The sequence below is a fragment of the Pseudomonas sp. 05L36 genome, assembly GCF_056398125.1.
The window spans coordinates 73,775-95,958 of the sequence record NZ_JBFTOU010000015.1 but is presented as its reverse complement, the minus strand read 5'-3'; the positions used below and the strand labels follow the sequence as shown (position 1 = coordinate 95,958).

General features: G+C 61.0%; 18 protein-coding genes and 1 riboswitch. Of the genes, 12 read left to right on the top strand and 6 right to left on the bottom strand.

The window, feature by feature from the left end; all coding sequences use genetic code 11:
* Positions 1 to 73 precede the first annotated feature (73 nt).
* A complete protein-coding gene (locus AC1DKH_RS17085) occupies positions 74 to 1,513 on the bottom strand; it encodes a TolC family outer membrane protein (protein ID WP_477753920.1) in 1,440 nt (479 codons plus the stop codon).
* Between the two features lie 204 nt (positions 1,514 to 1,717).
* A riboswitch (TPP riboswitch) is annotated at positions 1,718 to 1,823 on the top strand.
* A gap of 165 nt (positions 1,824 to 1,988) precedes the next feature.
* Between AC1DKH_RS17085 and thiC the strand changes: the two genes are divergently transcribed.
* Positions 1,989 to 3,878 (top strand): phosphomethylpyrimidine synthase ThiC, encoded by a 1,890-nt coding sequence (gene thiC / locus AC1DKH_RS17080; protein WP_477753919.1) that lies wholly within the window; start codon positions 1,989 to 1,991, stop codon positions 3,876 to 3,878.
* Between the two features lie 151 nt (positions 3,879 to 4,029).
* Complete coding sequence (cytX, locus tag AC1DKH_RS17075; RefSeq protein ID WP_477798733.1) at positions 4,030 to 5,322, top strand: putative hydroxymethylpyrimidine transporter CytX; 1,293 nt, start codon at positions 4,030 to 4,032, stop codon at positions 5,320 to 5,322.
* Here cytX and AC1DKH_RS17070 read toward each other — a convergent pair.
* Positions 5,291 to 6,037 (bottom strand): RsiV family protein, encoded by a 747-nt coding sequence (locus AC1DKH_RS17070; RefSeq protein WP_477760288.1) that lies wholly within the window; start codon positions 6,035 to 6,037, stop codon positions 5,291 to 5,293. The two genes, cytX and AC1DKH_RS17070, sit on opposite strands and share 32 nt — an antisense overlap.
* 226 nt (positions 6,038 to 6,263) lie before the next feature.
* Between AC1DKH_RS17070 and AC1DKH_RS17065 the strand changes: the two genes are divergently transcribed.
* The 9 genes from AC1DKH_RS17065 (at position 6,264) to AC1DKH_RS17025 (ending at position 15,538) form a co-directional block, all read left to right on the top strand.
* Complete coding sequence (locus tag AC1DKH_RS17065) at positions 6,264 to 6,881, top strand: NUDIX domain-containing protein (RefSeq protein WP_008016925.1); 618 nt, start codon at positions 6,264 to 6,266, stop codon at positions 6,879 to 6,881.
* Entirely contained in the window at positions 6,872 to 7,324 is a 453-nt protein-coding gene (locus tag AC1DKH_RS17060) for a DUF1249 domain-containing protein (RefSeq protein ID WP_007977461.1), read from the top strand. Before AC1DKH_RS17065 ends, AC1DKH_RS17060 begins: the two co-directional genes overlap by 10 nt.
* A gap of 112 nt (positions 7,325 to 7,436) precedes the next feature.
* Positions 7,437 to 8,252: a 3',5'-cyclic-AMP phosphodiesterase gene (gene cpdA / locus AC1DKH_RS17055; protein WP_477753916.1), complete on the top strand. Its 816-nt coding sequence runs from the start codon at positions 7,437 to 7,439 to the stop codon at positions 8,250 to 8,252.
* 48 nt (positions 8,253 to 8,300) lie between these two features.
* Entirely contained in the window at positions 8,301 to 8,909 is a 609-nt protein-coding gene (locus AC1DKH_RS17050; RefSeq protein WP_477763680.1) for a YqiA/YcfP family alpha/beta fold hydrolase, read from the top strand.
* Between the two features lie 50 nt (positions 8,910 to 8,959).
* Positions 8,960 to 10,864, top strand: coding sequence for a DNA topoisomerase IV subunit B (gene parE, locus AC1DKH_RS17045; protein ID WP_477798732.1), 1,905 nt, complete (start codon positions 8,960 to 8,962; stop codon positions 10,862 to 10,864).
* The gene (locus AC1DKH_RS17040; RefSeq protein ID WP_477787947.1) at positions 10,864 to 11,853 is read left to right on the top strand and encodes an esterase-like activity of phytase family protein; all 990 of its coding nucleotides are present in this window, start codon (positions 10,864 to 10,866) and stop codon (positions 11,851 to 11,853) included. Before parE ends, AC1DKH_RS17040 begins: the two co-directional genes overlap by 1 nt.
* Positions 11,850 to 12,374 carry a retropepsin-like aspartic protease family protein gene (locus AC1DKH_RS17035; RefSeq protein ID WP_477798731.1) on the top strand — a complete coding sequence of 175 codons (525 nt, stop codon included), beginning with the start codon at positions 11,850 to 11,852 and terminating at the stop codon, positions 12,372 to 12,374. The genes AC1DKH_RS17040 and AC1DKH_RS17035 overlap by 4 nt, the downstream gene beginning before the upstream one ends.
* A gap of 7 nt (positions 12,375 to 12,381) precedes the next feature.
* Positions 12,382 to 14,649 (top strand): DNA topoisomerase IV subunit A, encoded by a 2,268-nt coding sequence (gene parC / locus AC1DKH_RS17030; protein WP_477753911.1) that lies wholly within the window; start codon positions 12,382 to 12,384, stop codon positions 14,647 to 14,649.
* Positions 14,650 to 14,824: 175 nt separating this feature from the next.
* Complete coding sequence (locus tag AC1DKH_RS17025; protein ID WP_477798730.1) at positions 14,825 to 15,538, top strand: PqiC family protein; 714 nt, start codon at positions 14,825 to 14,827, stop codon at positions 15,536 to 15,538.
* 251 nt (positions 15,539 to 15,789) lie between these two features.
* Here AC1DKH_RS17025 and AC1DKH_RS17020 read toward each other — a convergent pair whose 3' ends face one another.
* Positions 15,790 to 17,313: an AhpA/YtjB family protein gene (locus AC1DKH_RS17020; RefSeq protein WP_477798729.1), complete on the bottom strand. Its 1,524-nt coding sequence runs from the start codon at positions 17,311 to 17,313 to the stop codon at positions 15,790 to 15,792.
* Positions 17,314 to 17,448: 135 nt separating this feature from the next.
* On the opposite strand from AC1DKH_RS17020, the gene serB reads away from it, so the two are divergent.
* A complete protein-coding gene (gene serB, locus AC1DKH_RS17015; RefSeq protein WP_108218400.1) occupies positions 17,449 to 18,663 on the top strand; it encodes a phosphoserine phosphatase SerB in 1,215 nt (404 codons plus the stop codon).
* A gap of 121 nt (positions 18,664 to 18,784) precedes the next feature.
* On the opposite strand, the gene asd is transcribed toward serB, so the two are convergent.
* Genes asd through AC1DKH_RS17000 form a run of 3 tightly spaced genes read right to left on the bottom strand, consistent with a single transcriptional unit; the run spans position 18,785 to position 22,059 of the window.
* Positions 18,785 to 19,645, bottom strand: coding sequence for an archaetidylserine decarboxylase (gene asd / locus AC1DKH_RS17010; protein WP_477798728.1), 861 nt, complete (start codon positions 19,643 to 19,645; stop codon positions 18,785 to 18,787).
* Positions 19,646 to 19,663: 18 nt separating this feature from the next.
* Positions 19,664 to 20,479 (bottom strand): rhodanese-like domain-containing protein, encoded by an 816-nt coding sequence (locus AC1DKH_RS17005; protein WP_477798727.1) that lies wholly within the window; start codon positions 20,477 to 20,479, stop codon positions 19,664 to 19,666.
* A gap of 41 nt (positions 20,480 to 20,520) precedes the next feature.
* Positions 20,521 to 22,059, bottom strand: coding sequence for an HDOD domain-containing protein (locus tag AC1DKH_RS17000; protein WP_477798726.1), 1,539 nt, complete (start codon positions 22,057 to 22,059; stop codon positions 20,521 to 20,523).
* Positions 22,060 to 22,184: the final 125 nt, after the last annotated feature.

The window sequence follows — 22,184 nt, the reverse complement described above, 5'->3', positions numbered from 1 at the left end:
CAGCCTGCGGCAGCTCCTACACGGGATTGATGTTCATCCTGTAGGAGCTGCCGCAGGCTGCGATCTTTTGCTTTTACTGATCAGGTCTCGCTTTCAACTGCTCAGCCGCAGCCTTGGCCAGATCCGGTGGCAGGAAATCCTTGTCCGGGTTGTAGTTGGGATTGAGCCAGCGTGCCAGGGTTTGCAGATCTCCGGGATTCAACGTACCGGCCTGTTGCTTCAAGCGCAGGTTGTCGAGGATGTAGTCGTAGCGGGTGTTGTTGTAGTCGCGCACCGAGGTGTAGAGCGAGCGCTGCGCATCCAGCACGTCGACGATGTTTCGCGTACCCACCTGATAGCCGATTTCAGTCGCTTCCACCGCGCTCTGGTTGGAGATGATCGATTGCTTGCGCGCCTGTACCTGCTCGACATCGGTGTTCACCGCCCGGTGCAGGTCACGGGTGTTTTCCACGATGCTGCGGCGCAGGGATTCGCGTTGCTGCTCGGTCTGGTCCAGTTGTGCATAGGACTGACGCACCTGAGAGTTGATCAAACCACCACTGTAGATCGGGATGTTCAGTTGCAGGCCAACGGTCGTTTGCTCGACGTTGCCACCGTACGGCAGGGGCTGGTTGTTCGGGTTGCTGAAGCCCAGTGCGTCGTTGTCGCCTTTCTCGTACTTGGCGATCGCGTCAACCGTTGGCAAGTGACCGGACTTGCGTTGCTTGAGGGTCTGCTCGGCGGCGCTGACGGCATAGTTGCTGGCCAACAGATTGAGGTTCTGCCTGCCCGCCGTTTCGACCCAGGCCTTGGCGTCGTTCGGTACTGGCGGCAGGATCGGCAAGTTATGGCTGATGCCCCAGATCGAGTTGTACTGGCGGTTGGTCAGGGTGATCAATGCTTCAAAGGCGTCGTCCACCTGGCGCTGCGCAACGATGCGGTTGGCACGTGCGGTGTCGTAGCTGGCTTGTGAGTTCAATACGTCGGTCTTGTCCGAGAGACCAACATCGAAACGCTCGTTGGATTGATCGAGCTGGCGTTTGAACGCCGCTTCTTCGGCCTTGGTCGAGGCCAGGTTGTCCTGGGTGCGCAGCACGTTGAAATAGCTGTTAGCGGTTTGCAGGATCAGGTTTTGCTCGGTCGCCGAGAGTTGCAGGGCGGCCTGTTCGTTGACTTCCTTGGCGGCCTGGAACTGGAACCAGCGGTCAGCCCGGAACAGCGGCTGCGCCAAAGTGGCCTGGTAAGAATGAGCATCGCGGTTGGACGTGGCGGACGGCTGATCGAGATCCGTACGCACCTCGGAAATATTTGCGCCGCCCGAGAGGTTCGGCAGCAGCCCGGCGCGGGCCTGGGGTACGACTTCTTTCTGCGCGCCGTATTGGGCGATGGCAGCCGCCAGATCGGCGTTGTTGTTGACGGCTTCCTGATAAACGCTGACCAGGTCCGTCTTGGTCGATAAGGGCGCATCTGCTGCCCAGGCCATTCCGTTGGACGCACAAGACACGGCAAGGGCCAGTGAGAGTTTGCGCAGCATAGACGATCCCTAGAATTGATATTACGAAGGTAATTTGAGCGCCAAGGCTAAGGCCCCGCTTTGACAGCGTCAATGCCGGCTCAGCGTAGCGAGTGTAGTTGTGCATTGGGGCTGCAACAATCCTGATACTGCGTGTAATTACGCCATTCATCATGGTATTTGCCGTGGGGTTGGCGTTCTTTGCCAGTTGTGTCTAGACTGGCCGGGTTCTTGTCGGGGTGCCTTGCTATGAGGCTGAGATCGAATAATTTCGGATCCCGTTGAACCTGATCAGGTTAGCGCCTGCGTAGGGAACAAGATTTCTCGTCACCCGGCGAGTCCTCTTGTGCTTCGTCCGGGATGTTGTTCGACAATCGAACACCCCTCGAGCACTGAGCACAGCACAGCTGGTTTTCCCAGCGCCCGTGCGTCCATTCGTTTACAGGTTCGCTCCGACAAAAATCCACTGCCTGGATGTGTGTCTGGAGAGCCCGTGATGACTACAAAAGCAAAAATCGCCACCAACCTGAGTGACTCGGCCAAGGTCGATCAGCAATCGGTTCAGCCGTTTACCCGCTCGCAAAAAATCTATGTACAGGGCACTCGCCCGGACATCCTCGTGCCGATGCGCGAAATCAGCCTGGACGTGACGCCGACCGACTTCGGCGGCGAGGTCAACGCACCGGTAGTGGTGTATGACACTTCGGGCCCGTACACCGACCCCAATGTCATCATCGATGTGCGCAAAGGCCTGGCCGACGTGCGTTCGCCGTGGATCGAATCCCGTGGCGATACCGAGCGCCTGAGCGGCCTGAGCTCGAATTTCGGCCAGGAGCGCCTTGCCGATCCGGAGCTGACCAAGCTGCGCTTTGCCCACGTCAACAACCCGCGCCGCGCCAAGCCGGGTGCCAACGTCAGCCAGATGCACTACGCCCGCAAAGGCATCATCACCGCCGAGATGGAATACGTCGCCATCCGCGAAAACATGAAGCTGGAAGTGGCCCGCGCCGCCGGCCTGCTGGACCAGCAGCACGCTGGCCACAGCTTCGGCGCCAGCGTGCCGAAAATCATCACCCCCGAATTCGTCCGTGAAGAGATCGCCCGCGGTCGCGCGATCATTCCGGCCAACATCAACCACACCGAACTGGAACCGATGATCATCGGCCGTAACTTCCTGGTGAAGATCAACGGCAACATCGGCAACAGCGCCCTGGGTTCGTCCATCGAAGAAGAAGTGGCGAAACTGACCTGGGGCATTCGCTGGGGTTCGGACACGGTCATGGACCTGTCCACCGGCAAGCACATCCACGAAACCCGCGAGTGGATCATCCGTAACTCGCCGGTGCCGATCGGTACGGTGCCGATCTACCAGGCCCTGGAAAAAGTCGGCGGCGCGGCTGAAGACCTGACCTGGGAGCTGTTCCGCGACACGCTGATCGAGCAGGCCGAGCAGGGCGTCGACTACTTCACCATCCACGCTGGCGTGTTGCTGCGCTACGTGCCGATGACCGCCAAGCGCGTGACCGGCATCGTCTCCCGTGGCGGTTCGATCATGGCCAAGTGGTGCCTGGCGCACCACAAAGAGAACTTCCTCTACACCCATTTCGAAGACATCTGCGAAATCATGAAGGCCTACGACGTCAGCTTCTCGCTGGGCGATGGCCTGCGTCCGGGCTCGATTGCCGACGCCAACGACGAAGCGCAGTTCGGCGAACTGGAGACCCTCGGCGAGCTGACCAAGATCGCCTGGAAGCACGATGTGCAGTGCATGATCGAAGGCCCGGGCCACGTGCCGATGCAGTTGATCAAAGAGAACATGGACAAGCAGCTGGAGTGCTGCGACGAGGCGCCGTTCTACACCCTCGGCCCGCTGACCACCGACATCGCGCCGGGCTACGACCACATCACCTCCGGCATCGGTGCGGCGATGATCGGCTGGTTCGGTTGCGCCATGCTTTGCTATGTGACGCCGAAGGAGCACCTGGGCCTGCCGAACAAGGATGACGTGAAGACCGGGATCATCACCTACAAGATCGCCGCGCATGCCGCCGATCTGGCGAAGGGGCACCCGGGCGCACAGATCCGCGACAATGCCTTGAGCAAGGCGCGTTTCGAATTCCGTTGGGAAGACCAGTTCAACCTGGGTCTCGATCCGGACACCGCCCGTTCGTATCACGATGAAACCCTGCCGAAGGATTCGGCCAAGGTCGCGCACTTCTGCTCGATGTGCGGGCCGAAATTCTGCTCGATGAAAATCACCCAGGAAGTCCGCGAGTATGCGGCCAACCAACGGATCGAAGCGGTCGACGTGGACGTTGCCCAAGGCATGGCCGAACAGGCCGAGCGCTTCAAGCAGGAAGGCAGTCAGCTTTACCAGAAAGTTTGATCTGACCTGAAAGGGTGGGGTCTGCACAGGCCCCATCGCCAGCAGGCTGGCTCCCACATTGGATCTGTGGCGTTCACATGTCCCCTGTGGGAGCCAGCCTGCTGGCGATAGCGATCTACACAACAACAAATGCCCCTCTGAGATAACACCCTTGAGCATTCAACCCAGCACTTACTCCCCTGACATCGCGGTGCCGACCGACAAACGTGTCTTCGGCGGCCGCGACCTGTTTTCCCTGTGGTTCTCCCTCGGCATCGGCCTGATGGTGTTGCAAACCGGTGCGTTGCTGGCACCGGGCCTGGGCCTCTGCGGTTCATTGCTGGCGATTTTTCTGGGCACCCTGGTCGGCGTTCTGCTGCTGGCGGCGGTCGGGGTGATCGGTAGTGATACCGGCCTGTCGTCGATGGCCGCGCTCAAGCTCAGCCTCGGTGTCAAAGGCGCGAGCCTGCCGGCGGTGCTGAACCTGCTGCAATTGATCGGCTGGGGTTCGTTCGAAATCATCGTCATGCGCGATGCCGCCAGCCTGCTGGGTGCGAAGGCCTTCAGCGAAGGCAGTCTGCTGTCGAATCCGCTGATCTGGACGCTAGTCTTCGGCGCCCTGGCGACCCTGTTGGCGGTCAGCGGTCCGCTGACTTTCGTCCGGCAGATCCTGCGCAAATGGGGTATCTGGCTGTTGCTGGCCGCCTGCACCTGGCTGACCTGGAACCTGTTCGCCAAGGCCGACCTGGCCGCGTTGTGGGCCCAGGCCGGTGACGGTTCGATGCCGTTCGCCGTGGGTTTCGACATCGCCATTGCCATGCCGCTCTCGTGGTTGCCGCTGATCGCCGACTACTCGCGCTTCGGCAAGCGGGCGAAAAATGTCTTCGGTGGCACCGCCATCGGTTTCTTCATCGGCAATTTCTGGCTGATGAGCCTGGGCGTGGCCTACACCCTGGCGTTCGCGCCGAGTGGTGAAGTCAATGCCTTGCTGCTGGCGCTGGCCGGTGCCGGCCTGGGGATTCCGCTGCTGCTGATTCTGCTGGATGAATCGGAAAACGCCTTTGCCGATATTCACTCGGCGGCGGTGTCCAGCGGGATTCTGCTGCGCGCCAAAGTCGAACACCTGGCGTTGGCCATCGGCGTTATCTGCACGCTGATTGCCCTGCTGGCGCCGTTGGCCCAGTACCAGAACTTCCTGCTGCTGATCGGCTCGGTGTTTGCGCCGTTGTTCGGCGTGGTGCTGGTTGACCACTTCATCCTGCGCAAGCGCAGTGCCCAGGTGGCCTCGGCCGCACTGCGCTGGCCGGCGCTGCTCGCCTGGCTGGGCGGGGTCAGCACCTATCATTTGTTGGCCAACCTGTATCCGGATGTCGGTGCAACCCTGCCGGCACTGGTAGTGGCAGGGTTGCTCCAGCTAGTGCTGGGCCGGGTCTTCAGTTACGGCCGGGAAACAGCTCGGGCTTGATGATGCCGTTCAGGCGAGGGTAGGGGATCTTCAGTTCGACATGGCCCAGCGCGTAAGGCGCGATGGTGCTGGTTTCGTACTTGAGGATCACCCCACCGTAGGTCAGCGCCACGTTCCGGGTTTTCTGGAACGGCCAGCTCTTCACGAACTCCGGTTCCTGATCGAGTTTGGTGCTGATCAACCAGCTGTTGTGCGCCACCTGCGCGGCTTTCCAGAACGCGTCTTCCTGCCCTGGCACCAGCATGTCCGACAACGTCAGCACTTTATGCTGCTGGCGCGAATAGTTGATGAAACCTCGACCTGCGGTGCCGTGGTCACCGCCGGTGTCCAGGTAGCTGGACAATTCGACGATAACCAAGCCGTCATGCTGCTCACGTACCTTCGCCTGCAGATAACTGCTGTTGCGTGGGCCGGCGGTGCGCAAAAATTCTTCGCGATAGGCCGCCAGGGTCGGAGCGACCGGCGCGTCGGGCGAGGTGCGGGTCATTTGCAGCAGGCGTTTTTCGATGATGCCGTCCAGTGCCGGCTCGGCCGGAAAGTGCAGGGTGTCGATGTTGACCAGCGGGCAATCCGGGTTGCTGCAACCGGGCTTGAGTTGCTCGGAGGCGTCGCGGGTGGTTTCCAGCGGCGTCCGGTAGTTGGGCTGGAACAGGCTCGCGCAAGCGCCCAGGGTCAGGGCGATAGCGGCCACGGAGGCGATTTTGAAAAGCGACATGAGCGTCCTTTCTGAAACAGGGGAAGGCAAAAAGTTACCGGCTTCGACTCTCAACAAAGCAGTCAGTTCGCCACTAAGCTAATTAGAGTGGGTTTCGCCCTCACCGTCCATCCCGCTGACGGGAAAGGGGCTGCATCAAACGTCACGGGCGCGTTAGGATGGCGCGAAGTCGAGGCCCAGGAAAAAAAGCAGCCTCGAACAGGATTTGCAGTAAAAGAGGATTGTCATGACGGATTTTGCCAACGCCATTCCGACCGCCGTTGATATCGTGCGGCGCGAAAAGTGCTACGAGGGCTTCTACAAACTCGAACGCGTGCACTTGCGCCACGAATTATTCGCCGGGGGCATGAGCCGCGAGATCAATCGTGAAGTGTTCGTTCGCCATGACGCGGTCTGCATGCTGCCATACGATCCGCAGCGCGATGAAGTGGTGCTGATCGAGCAGTTTCGCGTCGGTGCCATGGGCAAGACCGACAATCCGTGGCTGATCGAACTGGTCGCTGGTCTGATCGACAAGGATGAAGTGCCGGAAGCAGTTGCTCACCGCGAAGCGCAGGAGGAAGCTGGGCTGGTAATCGGGGCGCTCTGGCCGATGCTCAAATACTTTCCATCGCCGGGCGGCAGCAACGAATTCGTGCATCTGTACCTGGGGCGTTGCGACACTACCGGGGTTGGCGGCCTGCATGGGCTGGAGGAAGAGGCAGAAGATATTCGCGTCACGGTCTGGGCTTTCGAAGATGCCCTGCAAGCCGTACGCGATGGACGTATTGCCAACGCGGCGAGCATCATTGCCTTGCAATGGCTGGCTTTGAACCGCGTTGAAGTGAGGGGGTTATGGTCGTAAACAAGCTGCGCGATCGCTATCGGGTGGACCTGGTGGGGCTGCAAGCGTCCTGCGAGGCGAACTACGCACGCCTGATGCGACTGCTGCCGGACATGCGCAGCGAGCCTGCCGCGCGGCGCATCGCCGTGACCCATGGCGACCAGATGCTCGGCGTACTGGCGCTGGAAGTGCTGCTGACCTGTCCTTACACCACGACCCTGCAAGTGCGTCAGGAACACAGCCTGCCCTGGCTGCCGGTGCCGCAACTGGAAGTGCAGGTCTATCACGACGCGCGCATGGCCGAAGTGGTCAGCGCCGAACATGCACGACGCTTTCGCGGCATCTATCCTTACCCGAACGCCTCGATGCACCAGCCGGACGAAAAGGCCCAGTTGAACATGTTTCTGGGCGAATGGCTGAGCCATTGCCTGGCGCTGGGGCATGAATACGAAGTAGTACGTTAGTTGTGAAGCGCAGTTGTGAACTATGTCAGGTTCACAGGTTTCCCCTTTCGATCGTCCCCCAGCATAATTGCGGCACTTACCCATCCCCGTGATCACGCCCTGGGAGAACGCCTTGCCGAGCGTATCCACATTGACCACCGCCGATCCGGCGTTGCTGGTGCAACTCTCCGACAGCCATCTGTTTGCCGAAGCGGACGGCGCGTTGCTGGGCATGAATACCCGCGACAGCCTGCAGAAGGTCATCGAACTGGTGCGCGCGCAACAGCCGCAGATTGACTTGATCCTGGCAACGGGTGATCTGTCCCAGGACGGGACGCTGGAGTCCTACCGGCAATTTCGTGACATGACGCGCCAGCTCGATGCGCCGGCGCGCTGGATTCCCGGTAATCACGATGAGCCGCAGATCATGGCCGAGGCCGCGGTGCAGAGTGCTTTGCTCGAACCGGTGGTGGATATCGGCAACTGGCGGGTCACGTTGCTTGATTCGGCCGTGCCAGGCTCGGTGCCGGGTTATTTGGAGGATGAACAGTTGCAGCTGCTCGCCCGCGCGTTGAGCGAAGCGCCGGAGCGTCATCATCTGGTGTGCTTCCACCATCACCCGGTTTCGATTGGTTGCGCGTGGATGGAGCCTATCGGTCTGCGCAATCCCGAGGCGTTTTTTGAAGTGCTGGATCGTTTTCCACAAGTGCGTGCCGTGCTGTGGGGGCATGTGCACCAGGAAATCGATCAATTACGTAACGGCGTGCGTCTGATCGCCTCGCCCTCGACTTGCATCCAGTTCGAACCGGGCAGCGAGGATTTCAAGGTCGGCGAACAGGCACCGGGCTATCGCTGGTTGCGACTGCTGCCCGACGGGCGGCTGGAAACCGGGGTGGAGCGGGTCACCGGGTTCGATTTCACTGTGGATTACGGTTCCAACGGCTACTGATAAATCCCGTAAACTCCGCCTCTTTTAGCCGATGCACAGGGAACTCAAATGTCCGGTTCGATCCTTTATGTCCACGGCTTCAACAGCTCGCCGTTGTCGAAGAAGGCCTGCCAGTTGATCGACGTGATGGAGCGCTTGGGCCTGAGCGAACACTTGCGCGTTCCAGCGTTGCACCATCACCCGCGCCAGGCTATTGCTCAACTGGAGCAGGCGATTGCCGAGCTGGGGCGGCCACTGCTGGTCGGCAGCTCGCTCGGCGGCTACTATGCCACTCACTTGGCCGAGCGCCTTGGCTTGAAAGCCCTGTTGATCAACCCTGCCGTCAGCCCGCACCGGATGTTCGACGGCTTTCTGGGGACACAGAAAAACCTGTATACCGAAGAGACCTGGGAAATGACCCACGACCACGTGGCGGCCCTGGCCGAACTGGAAGTGCCGGTGCCCCAGGATCCACAGCGTTATCAGGTATGGTTGCAGACCGGGGACGAAACGCTGGACTATCGCCTCGCCCAGCAGTATTACCGGGCCTGTGCCTTGCGCATTCAGGCCGGCGGCGACCACAGTTTCCAGGGTTTTGCCACGCAACTGCCGGCCATGCTGAGTTTTGCCGGCATTGGCGCCGATTTGTATCAGGCAATCGATTTCACCGCATTGTGAGCGATAGCCCCATGAATTCTTTTTTCACCGAACACTGACGACGAGACCCCATGGCCACTCCCAGCGCTAGCTCTTATAACGCAGACGCCATCGAAGTCCTCTCGGGCCTCGACCCGGTGCGCAAGCGCCCCGGCATGTACACCGACACCAGTCGGCCGAACCACCTTGCCCAGGAAGTCATCGACAACAGTGTCGACGAAGCCTTGGCCGGGCATGCCACATCGGTGCAAGTGATCCTGCATGCCGACCATTCCCTGGAAGTCAGCGACGACGGCCGTGGCATGCCGGTGGACATTCACCCCGAGGAAGGTGTTTCGGGCGTTGAATTGATCCTCACCAAGCTTCATGCCGGTGGCAAGTTTTCCAACAAGAACTACCAGTTCTCCGGCGGTCTGCACGGTGTGGGTATTTCCGTGGTCAACGCCTTGTCCACCGAAGTGCGGGTGCGTGTAAAACGTGACGGCAACGAATACCAGATGACCTTCAAGGATGGCTACAAGGCCACCGAGCTGGAAGTCGTCGGTACTGTCGGCAAGCGCAACACCGGCACCAGCGTGTTCTTTGCGCCGGATCCGAAATACTTCGACTCCCCGAAATTCTCCATCAGTCGCCTCAAGCACGTGCTCAAGGCCAAGGCCGTGTTGTGCCCGGGGCTGCTGGTCAGTTTTGAAGACAAGGCCACCGGCGAGAAAGTCGAATGGCATTACGAAGACGGCCTGCGTTCCTACCTGGTGGATGCGGTCAGCGAATTCGAGCGCCTGCCGGACGAGCCGTTCTGCGGTAGCCTGGCCGGTAATAAAGAAGCGGTGGATTGGGCGCTGCTGTGGCTGCCCGAAGGTGGCGACGCGGTCCAGGAAAGCTACGTCAACCTGATCCCGACAGCCCAGGGCGGCACCCACGTCAACGGTTTGCGTCAAGGCCTGCTCGACGCCATGCGTGAATTCTGCGAATTCCGCAGCCTGCTGCCGCGTGGCGTGAAGCTGGCGCCGGAAGACGTCTGGGAGCGCATTGCCTTCGTGCTGTCGATGAAGATGCAGGAACCGCAATTCTCCGGCCAGACCAAGGAGCGGCTGTCTTCTCGTGAAGCGGCGGCGTTCGTCTCCGGTGTGGTCAAGGATGCGTTCAGCCTGTGGCTCAATGCCAACCCGGAAACCGGCATGCTGCTGGCGGAACTGGCGATCAACAACGCTGGCCGTCGCCTCAAGGCCAGCAAGAAGGTCGAGCGCAAACGCATTACCCAAGGCCCGGCGCTGCCAGGCAAGTTGGCTGATTGTGCCGGGCAAGACCCGATGCGTTCCGAACTGTTCCTGGTGGAAGGTGATTCCGCCGGCGGTTCCGCCAAGCAAGCGCGGGACAAGGAATTCCAGGCGATCCTGCCATTGCGCGGCAAGATCCTCAACACCTGGGAAGTCGACGGCAGCGAAGTGCTGGCCAGCCAGGAAGTGCACAACATTGCCGTGGCCATCGGTGTCGATCCGGGCGCGGCGGACATCAGCCAGCTGCGCTACGGCAAGATCTGCATCCTCGCCGACGCCGACTCCGACGGTCTGCACATCGCGACCTTGCTGTGCGCCTTGTTCGTCCAGCATTTCCGCCCATTGGTGGATGCCGGTCACGTCTACGTCGCGATGCCGCCGTTGTACCGCATCGATCTGGGCAAAGAGATCTACTACGCCCTCGATGAAGCCGAACGCGATGGCATCCTCGATCGCCTGGTGGCCGAGAAGAAGCGCGGCAAGCCGCAGGTCACCCGATTCAAGGGCCTGGGTGAAATGAACCCGCCGCAGCTGCGTGAGACCACCATGGACCCGAACACCCGGCGTCTGGTGCAGTTGACCCTGGAAGATTTCGAGGCGACCTCGGAAATGATGGACATGCTGCTGGCGAAGAAGCGCGCCGGCGACCGTAAGACCTGGCTGGAGTCCAAGGGCAACCTGGCCGAGGTTCTGGGCTGATGCGCCTGGGCTTTGCCCTGGCCTGTGGGTTGCTGCTGACGTCGAACATGGTATCCGCCGAGCCGGCGCCACAGTTGCGCCTGTTGTCCGAACATGTCGTCGACGGCATGCGCGGCGGCAACCTGTCCGGGCTGGCGCAGTGCGGCAATGATCTGTGGGCGGTTTCCGACCGCGACGATAATCAGATCTACCGCCTGGATACCAGCGAATCTGTCTGGCAGGCTGAAACGGTGCACATCAACGCACCGCCAGTGCCTGACAGCGGCTTGCCCTGGGGGCTGAAGTCTCGCGTCTGGGGGGCTTCTTTCGTGCGTGGCGGTGATCTGGACTTTGAAGGCATCACCTGCGACAGCGCCGGCAATCGCTACATCGTCAGCGAAGGCCATGCTGCTGTCTTGCAAGTTCCGCCAACGGGGCCCGCCGCCTGGCTGAAGATCTCGCCGATGCTGGTTCGCGAGGCACGGGCCAGAGGCCTGCTGTTGCAGTTCAATGCGTTGTTCGAAGGGCTGGCGGTCAATCCGGCAGGCGATCAGTTGTGGTTCGCCGCCGAGCGGCAAGGCCGCGGACTGCTGATGATCAAGCGCAAACAGACCCTGTGGGATTGCGACGGTGGTTGCGTGCTGCTGAGCGAGGCGGGCATGGAAATGCAGCCCGAGCAGTTTCCCCATGCCAAAGCCGTGCCGCGGGACTTCTCTGACCTGTCACTGTTCAACGGCAAGCTGTTCACCCTTGAACGCAACGCCTACCAGATCTGCCGCCGGGATCCGCAGACGGCCAAGGTCGAGCGCTGCTGGTCGTACGCCGCCGAGTTGTTGCAGGAAAACCGTCGTTATCCACAGAGCTACGGACTGGAAGAAGCGTTGATCGTGGATGCCGATGGCGCCTGGGTCGGTGTCGACAACAATTTTGGCGCGCGTGCCGATGGCGAAGTCCGTCCGGTGGTCTGGCGCTTCGCTGCACCGGAAGGTGGCTGGAGTGCCAAGCCGTGAGACAACAAACCCCGGGGCAGCGCATCGGCCGGGTGTTCATGGTGCTGGCCTGGTGTGCGGCGCTGTTTCTGGCCACGCGGTTTTTCGGCCAGTGGGAAGCGCGTCAGCAAAATCCGAATGTGGTGGTCAGTTCGGAGCAGGGCGAAGGTTTCATTGAGGTGAAACTGGCCAGCAATGTGCAGGGGCATTTTGTCGCCAGCGGTCAGATCAACGGTCAGCCGGTGGACTTCATGCTCGATACCGGGGCGACCGATGTATCGATCCCTCTGGATCTGGCCAGGCGATTGAAGCTCGAAGAAGGATTCGGCGTGACCCTGAGCACGGCCAATGGCCTGAGCCATGGCTATCGCACCCGTATCGAACGCCTGCAACTGGGCGACATCGTGCTGCGGGATGTACGCGCACTGGTGGCCCCGGGGCTGCATGGCGATCAGGTGTTGCTCGGCATGAGCGCACTGAACAAACTTGAATTTACCCAGCGCGGTGGCACCATGCTGCTGCGCCAGACAACGAACCGATGAGGCCCGCATGAGCGACTCCCTTGATCTCAGCCTGGACGGTGTAGAACGCCGCTCGCTGGCTGACTTCACCGAAAATGCCTACCTCAACTACTCCATGTACGTGATCATGGACCGTGCCCTGCCGCATATCGGCGACGGTCTGAAACCGGTACAGCGCCGCATTATTTATGCGATGAGCGAGTTGGGGCTGGACGCCGATTCCAAGCACAAGAAGTCGGCGCGTACCGTCGGTGACGTGCTCGGCAAGTTCCACCCTCACGGCGATTCGGCCTGCTACGAAGCCATGGTGCTGATGGCCCAGCCGTTCAGCTATCGCTACACGCTGGTCGACGGCCAGGGCAACTGGGGTGCGCCGGATGATCCCAAGTCCTTCGCTGCCATGCGTTACACCGAAGCGCGGTTGTCGCGTTATTCCGAAGTGCTGCTCAGCGAACTGGGCCAGGGCACGGCTGATTGGGGCCCGAACTTCGACGGTACCCTCGACGAACCGCTGGTCTTGCCGGCCCGTCTGCCGAACATTCTGCTCAACGGCACCACCGGTATCGCCGTGGGCATGGCCACCGACGTTCCGCCGCACAACCTGCGGGAAGTCGCCACGGCGTGCGTGCGTTTGCTCGATGAGCCCAAGGCCACGGTCGAACAGCTCTGCGAACACATCCAGGGCCCGGACTACCCGACCGAAGCGGAAATCATCACCCCGCGCGCCGACCTGCTGAAGATCTACGAAACCGGTCGTGGTTCGGTGCGCATGCGTGCCGTGTATCACATTGAAGACGGCGACATCATCGTCACCGCACTGCCGCACCAGGTCTCGGGCGCCAAGGTGCTGGAACAGATCGCCGCGATGATGCAGGCCAAGCCGTCCAAGGCGCCGCAAATTGCCGACTTGCGTGACGAATCCGACCACGAAAACCCGTGCCGGATCGTGATCATTCCGGGCGCGCGGAAAAACTTCGACCACGATGCGCTGATGCAGCACCTGTTCGCCAGCACCGAGCTGGAGTCGAGCTACCGGGTCAACGTCAACATCATTGGCCTGGACGGCAAGCCGCAACTGAAAAACCTGCGGGCGCTGCTGGTCGAATGGCTGGAGTTCCGGGTGCAGACCGTGCGTCGCCGCCTGCAATTCCGCCTCGACAAGGTCGAGCGTCGCCTGCACCTGTTGGACGGTTTGTTGATTGCCTACCTCAACCTGGATGAAGTGATCCACATCATCCGCACCGAGGAGCACCCGAAAGCCGCGCTGATCGAGCGCTTCGCCCTCAGCGAAATCCAGGCCGAATACATCCTCGACACCCGTTTGCGTCAGTTGGCGCGACTGGAAGAGATGAAGCTGCGTGCCGAGCAGGATGAACTGCTCAAGGAACAAGCCAAGCTGCAAGCCCTGCTCAGCAGCGAAGCCAAGTTGAAAAAACTGGTGCGCAGCGAACTGATCAAGGACGCGGAAACCTACGGCGATGACCGTCGGTCGCCTATTGTCGAGCGCGCCGAAGCCAAGGCCCTGACCGAGCACGATCTGCTGCCGAACGAGAAAGTGACGGTCGTTTTGTCGGAAAAAGGCTGGATTCGCTCCGCCAAAGGCCACGAAATCGACGCCACTGGGCTTTCCTACAAGGCCGGGGACGGATTCAAGGCGCTGGCAGCCGGACGCTCCAACCAGTTCGCGGTGTTTATCGACTCCACCGGCCGCAGTTATTCAGTGGCCGCCCACACCTTGCCGTCGGCCCGTGGCCAGGGCGAACCGCTGACCGGTCGCCTGACGCCACCGCCGGGAGCGAGTTTCGAATGCGTGCTGATGCCGGAAGACGATGCGCTGTATGTGATAGCCTCCGACGCCGGCTACGGTTTTGTGGTCAAGGGTGAAGACCTGCAGGCCAAGAACAAGGCGGGCAAGGCCCTGCTGAGCCTGCCGAACAACGCCAAAGTCATGCTGCCGCGCCCAGTGGCCGATCGTGAGCAGAACTGGCTGGCGTCGGTGACGACCGAAGGTCGCCTGCTGATCTTCAAAATCAGCGACCTGCCACAATTAGGTAAGGGCAAAGGCAACAAGATCATCGGGATTCCCGGTGAGCGAGTGGCCAGTCGCGAAGAGTTCGTGACGGACATCGCTGTATTGCCGGACGGTGCAACATTGGTGTTGCAGGCCGGGAAACGGACCTTGTCACTGAAAGCGGACGACCTCGAACACTACAAGGGTGAACGTGGCCGTCGTGGCAATAAGTTGCCGCGTGGCTTCCAGAGGGTCGATGCGCTGCTCGTCGAAAACCTCAATTAGGCGACTTAGAAGCGCCGATCTACGATTTAACCCGTAGTTCGGCGCTTTGCGCTGGAGTCGGAACGCATATTCACGGATGATATGGCCTTTCAAGCGCCGGCATTGCCGCGCGTTCTTCATATTTATTGAGTATTTTCACTGTGATCAGCCTTTTAGCGATCACCTGGATGGGACGATGACTGCTCTGCGCCTTCCTTTTATTCTTTTGCTCGTCGGCGTTCTTGGCCTGGCGGGTTGCAGCGTTCACCAACCGGTGTCGTTGTATCAACTGGACGCTGGTAGTCCGGTTCAGCCCGCACAGAACGCGGGCATGGCGGTATTGTTGGGACCGGTCACCGTGGCCGACTACCTGCAACGCGAAACCCTGTTGCAGCGTCAGCCGGATGGCAGCCTGCAAGCCTCGACCGACGGTCGTTGGGCTGGCAGCCTTTCGTCGGATATCGATCAGCTGCTGCTGCGTCAGGTCGCAGGTCGCCTGGACAGCCAGCGCGTGGTGCTGGCCCCGGCGACAGTGGGCTTCACCCCGGACGTTCAGGTACTGCTGACCATCACGCGGCTGGACTCGGGTGAAAAACAACCGGCGATCCTCGACGCGCAATGGCGCCTGATCGACCGTCGCGGGCAGGTCCGCGACAACCGCATCATCCATTTGCAGGAGCAGCATGCCGGTAGTACGGCGGCTCAGGTCCAGGCTCAGGGTGTGTTGCTGCAACGCCTGGCCGAGCAGCTGTCGGTGGCGCTCAAGCCGCTGGCCAATCAGCCGCCGATCGCCGAGGTCCCGCGCAAGCCGGCAGCCAAGGCGGCAGCACCTGCGGTAGAACAGGAAAAGCAGCCGAAAATCCCGATGGCCGCGCCGGTCCGGACGGATATGGAAGTGTTCCGCTTCTAAGCCTGGATGGATTTGAAACAAAGCCCGCATTGATGCGGGCTTTGTTGTTTCTGCAGGTTGGAGATATCTAGCGCCTGTCCCGGCCTCATCGCGAGCAAGCTCGCTCCCACAGGGGGCGCGGTCGTACGCAAGAATTGTATTCACAGAGACCAATGTGGGAGCGAGCTTGCTCGCGATGAGGCCAGAGCAGGCTACAAAAAAGCCCGCAGACGATCGCTCATCTACGGGCTTCTTCACCTTGGGGTCAAGGTTTAAGCGCGGCGCTCATGCATCCGCGCCAGTTGCCGTTCAAGCATCGATGGATACGGCTCCATCAACCGTTCCACGCAGCACGCGCCCTCAGGGCTGGCAATCGGGCGGATCCGTGCGCGCTGGCGGATCAAGGCGTCATCACTGATCTTGCGCTCCACCAGCAGCAGGTTGCGGCTGTGTTGCGACAGGGCCAGGGCGTCCTGGGCGGGGTCGGTCAGCAGCAGGTCGATCTGGCTCAGGCCGAACAATTCGTCACCGAGGGTCAGGCCCAGCTGCAATTGCAGGGTGATGCCGCTGTCCGCGACTTCGATCTGCAACTGGTGGCCCAGAGCCCGCAGCAGCTCGCCACAGCAAATGGCGTTGGTCAGGTAATCGTCGCCGCTGTCTTCGGTGTGGAACAGCATCAAGGTGCTGCCATCGTTCAAGGTTTCCACTTCGCCTTGATACAGCGACGCGGCCTGATCGAGGCAGTCGCGATAGCGTTCGAGCAGTTCTTCAAGACGTGCCCGCGGCAGGCGTCGCAGTTGTTCCTGGGAGCCCAGCTGCACTGCCAGCACCGCGCTGTGTTGTGGCACGCTCGGCGTGGCCTTGCGAATGACCGGTTGCGGGTTGCTGCCCAGCGATTCGTCGCGCAGGTCGGCGAACGGGTCTTCATCTTCATCATCGTCGTCTTCGACGGTGCTGACGATCTGCCGTGGCGCTGGCTTGAGCGCCGCTACCGGGCTGCTCTCGTCGAAACTCGGATCGCGCAGGTTGCGGACTTCGAAGGCCGGGTCGGCTTCGTCATCCATGTCGTCGAATTCCGGTTCCGGTTCCGGCACAGGGGCGGGCTCCGGGGCGAAGTTGGCGTGCAGCTGACGCGCCAGGTCGCCGATTTCGTCCTGGCGGTCGGTGGCCGGGGTGTATTCATCGATGTTGCGCAGCCACACCCGCAATTGCAGCAGCGGCGTGGAGAGATAACGCCCCATGCGCAGGCTCAGGGCCAAAGACAGGGCCAGCAGGATGGCGCTCAGAATGCCCATGCTTTGCAGGCTGATGGTCATCGGCTGCTGGAACTGATCCATGTCCAGGCTGATGCGCAGCTGGCCAGCCGTCACGTCCTGAAAAGTGATCTTGCTCTGGTAGATGCCCTCGGCTTCGCCCAGCAGGCCGTGTTTGGGGCGCTGACCGGCTTCGGCAAGGATGCGGTTATCCATGCTGTAGATGGCTGCATGCGCCACCAGCTTGTTCTTGGTCAGGTTGTTGAGCAGCACGTTGAGGCTGAGGATGTCGTTGGACACCAACAGCTCGGTGGCCGAGGTGGCCGTCTGCGTGGTCAGGCTTTCGCCCAGCGCATCCGCCTGCTCGTGCATGGCCTGCTTGAACTGCAAGCCCATCACACCGGCATAGATGACCAGGGCCAGGGCGACCAGGATCACGTTATGGCTGGCGATGCGCAATGCAATCGGTACACGGCGGTGGCGCAGTGCCCGGAAGATCAGCAGGAAGAAGTTGTCGGTTTTTACTGGCGTGGGCCGGTTCACTTGAGCTCGGCTCTTTTGTCCGTGAAGTTGACGCGCAGTATAGCGACAGGCCCTAGGCCGTCAAAGCGCTCACGGTGCCCGATGGTCACTGAAAGTGGGTAGAATGCGTTTTTTTTCCACCTGCGGGGGTGCGCCTTGCGCGAAATCGTCCTGATAAACATCACGGGAGTCGACCGTCCGGGTCTGACTGCGGCCATTACCGGCGTTCTGGCCCAGGGTGGTGTGAACATTCTCGACATCGGTCAGGCGGTGATCCACGACACCTTGTCGTTCGGCATCCTGGTTGAAATTCCCGACACCGAACAAGGCAAGTCCGTGCTCAAGGACATCCTGTTCAAGGGGTACGAGCTCGATCAACAGGTGCGTTTCACGCCGGTGTCCGAAGAGGATTACCAGCAGTGGGTCGGCAACCAGGGTAAAAAACGCCACATCGTGACCCTGTTGACCCGCAAGGTGACAGCCGGGCAGTTGCAGGCCGTGAGTTCGATCACCGCCAAATATGGCCTGAACATTGATCACATCGATCGTCTGTCCGGACGTATGCCGCTGGACACCCCGGCCGACAAGGGCAAGGGCTGCATCGAGTTCTCCGTGCGTGGCGAGGCGGCTGATCCGCAGGCGCTGCGTGCCGAATTCCTCAGCGTTGCCCAGGAACTGAACGTCGACATCGCCTTCCAGGAAGATTCGCTGTTCCGGCGCAACCGTCGCCTGGCGGTGTTCGATATGGATTCAACGCTGATCGAAGCCGAAGTGATCGATGAACTGGCCAAGGCGGCCGGTGTGGGTGACAAGGTTTCGGAAATCACCGAACGGGCGATGGCCGGTGAGCTGGATTTCCGCGCCAGCTTCAAGGAGCGCCTGGCCTTGCTCAAAGGTCTGGATGTCAATGTTCTGGATTCCATCGGTGCCTCGCTGCGCCTGACCGAAGGCGCCGAAACCCTGTTCGCTGAACTCAAGCGCCTGGGTTACAAGACTGCGATTCTGTCGGGCGGCTTCACCTACTTCGCCAAGCAATTGCAGGCCAAGCTGGGTATCGACTACGTGTTTGCCAACGAACTGGAAGTGGTCGACGGCAAAGTCACCGGCGTGGCGGTCGAGCCGATTGTCGATGCGCAGCGCAAGGCCGATTTGCTGAAGGAACTGGCGCACAAGGAAGGTTTGCGCTTGGAGCAGACCATCGCGGTCGGCGACGGTGCCAACGACCTGCCGATGCTGGCAATTGCCGGGTTGGGCGTGGCATTCCGTGCCAAGCCGCTGGTGAAACAGTCGGCCAAGCAGGCGATTTCGACCCTTGGGCTGGACGGCGTGCTGTATCTGCTGGGCTTCCGCGATCGCGACGGCCAGCTTTAAATCAAACTGTAGGAGCGAGCTTGCTCGCGATGAACATAAGGGCGACGCGTGCATACAGAATGCGCGCGTCATCGTTAACGTCCATCGCGAGCGAGCTCGCTCCTACAGTTATGTACGACGGTCAGGCTTTTGGTGAGCCCATGCCCTGACCCATCTGCACCGCTGTACCGGCGGTCATTTCTTCAGCCCACTTCACTTGATCCGGCCCGAACAGCACGACAGCGGTCGAACCCAGCTTGAAGCGACCCAGTTCTGCGCCTTTTTCCAAGTGGATCGGCGTGCGTGCGGCTTCGTCGTAGCGGAAGGTTTTCAGCTCGCGCTTCGGCGGTGTCACCAGACCGGCCCAGACGGTTTCAATCGAAGCCACGATCATCGCGCCCACCAGCACCACGGCCATCGGCCCGCGTTCGGTGTCGAAAATGCACGCCACGCGCTCGTTGCGGGCAAACAATTCCGGAACGTTTTCAGCGGTGGTCTGGTTGACCGAAAACAGGCGACCCGGGATGTAGACCATCTCGCGCAGGGTACCAGCCAGTGGCATGTGCACGCGGTGGTAGTCCTTCGGCGACAGGTAGATGGTCGCAAAGTTGCCACCCATGAACGGCGCAGCATTCGCCGCATCGCCACCCAACAGTTCCAGCACGCTGAAGCTGTGGCCCTTGGCCTGGAACACGCGGCCGTGCTCGATCGGGCCGAGCTGGCTGATCGCGCCGTCGGCTGGGCTGAGGATCGCGCCCGGGGTCTCGTCCAACGGACGGGCACCGCTTTTCAGTGCGCGGGTGAAGAATGCGTTGAAGTGTTCGTAGGCGGTCAGGTCTTCGACCAACGCCTGGGACATGTCCACCTGATAACGCTTGGCGAACCAGGCGGTAAAGGCATTCTTGAACCAGCGCACGCGGCATTCGGCGATGCAGCCGGCCAGTCGCGAGAGCAAGTTGTGGGGCAGCAGGTACTGGCCGAGGAGAAACAGACGCTTGTTCATTAACGGTCCTTAAAAATCTTAAATTTCTACCGGGGTATCGGGATGGTTACCCCATTCGCCCCAGGAGCCGGCGTAGCCTTTGACCCGCGGATAACCGAGAGCCTTGGCCACCAGATAGGTGAAGCCAGAACGATGATGGGTCTGGCAGTGGGTAATCACTTCTTTGTCTTTGCTGATCCCGAGTTGTTCGAGGATCTGCTGCATGTCGGTGCGGATGCGCAACTGGCGCGTCTGATCCATGCCGGCGGTCCATTCGAAATTGACAGCGCCGGGAATGTGCCCGCCCTTGGCTGCGAGGACTTTCTCGCCGGAGTACTCCAGCGGTCCGCGCGCATCCCAGATTGCCAGGTCGGCGGCGCCGAGGCGGCTTTGCAGGTATTCGCGGGTGGCGGTGGGTTCGTCGTGCAAGGTCAGTGGAACCGGGCCGCCCACGGGTGGCGGGATCTGGATCGACATGGGCAAGCCTTCTGCCAGCCAGGCCGTCAGGCCGCCGTCGATATAGTGGTACTTGCTGTGGCCGATGACATCCAGCAGCCAGATGAAGCGCCCGGCCCAACCGCCTCCTTCGTCGTCATACACCACGTAGACCGCATTGGGGTTGTGTCCCAGCTCACCAAACAGCGCTTCGAGTGCGGCCTGCGGGGGCATCAGTCCCGGGGCGGGGGCCTGGCCGAGCTGCGTGCGTTTCGGATCGACAAAGTGCGCGCCGGGAATGTGCCCTTCGGCGTAGCGGGCGGCACTGGTCAAGTCCACCAGAATCAATTCGCGAGCGTCGAGGCGAGGGAGCAAGTCGCTCGGCTCGATCACCAGCGGCAAGCCAGAGAAGTCAGGCATGTGAGGTCTCCAGAGCACAAAAGGGGGGATTGTAGCGCAGCTTATTGGCCACGGTGGCTAAAGCTGTGCAGGGCTTTCTCGATGCACTGCGCGGTTTTGCCGAAGGCCTGTACGGAAATTTCCGAAAACGGTCCGCCGCCCTGGTCCGCCACGACGATCATGATCACCCGGCCATTATTGACCAGCGAGCGTAGCAGCAGGTGTTCGCCGCTGAACTGCGAACGCAGGCTGTTGGGCAGCAGCGCCGAGAATTGCGCGTTGTTGGCTGGCGTCAGGCGCACCTGGGCCTGTTGCGCGAGCAGGCGTTGCAACACGTTGCTCTGGCTGACCACGAAGTTCAACCCGGCCGCTTCCTTCGGCAGACCGGCCGTCTGGTGCGCGCGCAGGTTGGCTTGGGTGCGGTCGGCCATCAGGATCATCACCCGACGCATGCCGCAGGCTGCGAGGGCGTCCCGGGCGGCGATGGTCAGGTGCATGGCGTTGGTGAAGCGACTCGGCTCGGCCAGCAATTCGGCACATTGCTTGCGCCACTTCGCCAGGTCTTCGGCGGTGGGTGCCGATGCCGGCAGCAGCCCGGCGTGGATACGATTCGTGCCCCACGGCCAGATCAGTGATTCGGCGGGGTGCCAGAGGTCGGGCATGGCGTGTTGGCGTGCGCTGTTGACAGCTTGCTGGTGCAGTTGCTGTTGCACCTCGTCCATCGGCATTTGCAGGTAAAGGCTGGTCAGGAATTGCCAGCGCTCACTGTGCGGGCTGTCCCAGGCGTGTTGCGCCGACAGTGCCAGCCCATTGGCCAGCAATACCGTATTGGCCGGTTGATTGAGCCAGCGGCGCAGGGTCGGGTCGTCATCGAGACGGTTCTGCTGGCGCAGTGGATGCTCGCTGTCACGGGCGATGCGCAGGACTTTCACCAGTTCCCGCTGTTCAGTGAGCAGCAGTCGATAGCCCTGCTGCACCCAGATCGGCAAGCGCCAGATCTCCACCATCGCCTGGCCGATCTCCAGCAGGCGTACGCCAAGCAATTGCTTTTCGACTTTGCATGCGGACTCGCCTTTGTGGATGACCCGCAACTCCCATTCTTCGAGCAGTTTTGGATGGGTCAGCGCCAACGGCCACAGGGGCGAAAGAAACAGCAGGCTGCCCCAGTGGATGTCCTGCCACAGCCGCGCCAGGCGGCTGGCGAAAAAACCGTTGGCCTGTTGCGTGGCGTGCTGGCTGATCATCTGCAGCTGACGCAAGGCTTTGGGGATCTCGGACCGGGGTTCGGCGGGCAGGCGCGCGAGCAGTTCTTCCGTGCGCTTCAAGCCGAGGCGGTTGATTGCAATTTCAAGGTTTTCCGCAGGTTCGGTCATGCTGCCATGGGTATGCCGGTTGGCTTCGCGAATCACGCTCAAGGCCAGGGCCGGACTGCCTTGCATCAAGTCAGCGATGTCGCGCAGCGAGCTGCGATTGTCACGGATGGCCTTGCAGACCCGGTCGTGGCTGGCTTGCGGAACCGGCAGGCGTACGCCATCGAGAAGCTTGACCCAGCCTTCGAGAGTGGTCGGTTTCGGGGTTGGAACGTTCGTTTCGTTAACCATGGTGGGAGGCGATCATCGTCAACATTACCTGTGCCCGGATGGGGTCAAATCAGTTTTTCGCCTGAACTGGCTATAGTCTGGCGCAGTTTTGCCGATAAGGAGAAGAAGAGATTTTTTAACTTCCG

What these genes read in the sequence shown, in the direction of transcription:
- AC1DKH_RS17040 (WP_477787947.1), top strand. Translation starts at nt 10,864, where the DNA reads ATGCGCCTGGGCTTTGCCCTGGCCTGTGGGTTGCTGCTGACGTCGAAC.
- parE (WP_477798732.1), top strand. Translation starts at nt 8,960, where the DNA reads ATGGCCACTCCCAGCGCTAGCTCTTATAACGCAGACGCCATCGAAGTC.
- AC1DKH_RS17005 (WP_477798727.1), bottom strand. Translation starts at nt 20,479, where the DNA reads ATGCCTGACTTCTCTGGCTTGCCGCTGGTGATCGAGCCGAGCGACTTG.
- asd (WP_477798728.1), bottom strand. Translation starts at nt 19,645, where the DNA reads ATGAACAAGCGTCTGTTTCTCCTCGGCCAGTACCTGCTGCCCCACAAC.
- AC1DKH_RS17025 (WP_477798730.1), top strand. Translation starts at nt 14,825, where the DNA reads ATGACTGCTCTGCGCCTTCCTTTTATTCTTTTGCTCGTCGGCGTTCTT.
- parC (WP_477753911.1), top strand. Translation starts at nt 12,382, where the DNA reads ATGAGCGACTCCCTTGATCTCAGCCTGGACGGTGTAGAACGCCGCTCG.
- AC1DKH_RS17085 (WP_477753920.1), bottom strand. Translation starts at nt 1,513, where the DNA reads ATGCTGCGCAAACTCTCACTGGCCCTTGCCGTGTCTTGTGCGTCCAAC.
- AC1DKH_RS17070 (WP_477760288.1), bottom strand. Translation starts at nt 6,037, where the DNA reads ATGTCGCTTTTCAAAATCGCCTCCGTGGCCGCTATCGCCCTGACCCTG.
- AC1DKH_RS17060 (WP_007977461.1), top strand. Translation starts at nt 6,872, where the DNA reads ATGGTCGTAAACAAGCTGCGCGATCGCTATCGGGTGGACCTGGTGGGG.
- AC1DKH_RS17050 (WP_477763680.1), top strand. Translation starts at nt 8,301, where the DNA reads ATGTCCGGTTCGATCCTTTATGTCCACGGCTTCAACAGCTCGCCGTTG.
- AC1DKH_RS17000 (WP_477798726.1), bottom strand. Translation starts at nt 22,059, where the DNA reads ATGGTTAACGAAACGAACGTTCCAACCCCGAAACCGACCACTCTCGAA.
- thiC (WP_477753919.1), top strand. Translation starts at nt 1,989, where the DNA reads ATGACTACAAAAGCAAAAATCGCCACCAACCTGAGTGACTCGGCCAAG.
- AC1DKH_RS17065 (WP_008016925.1), top strand. Translation starts at nt 6,264, where the DNA reads ATGACGGATTTTGCCAACGCCATTCCGACCGCCGTTGATATCGTGCGG.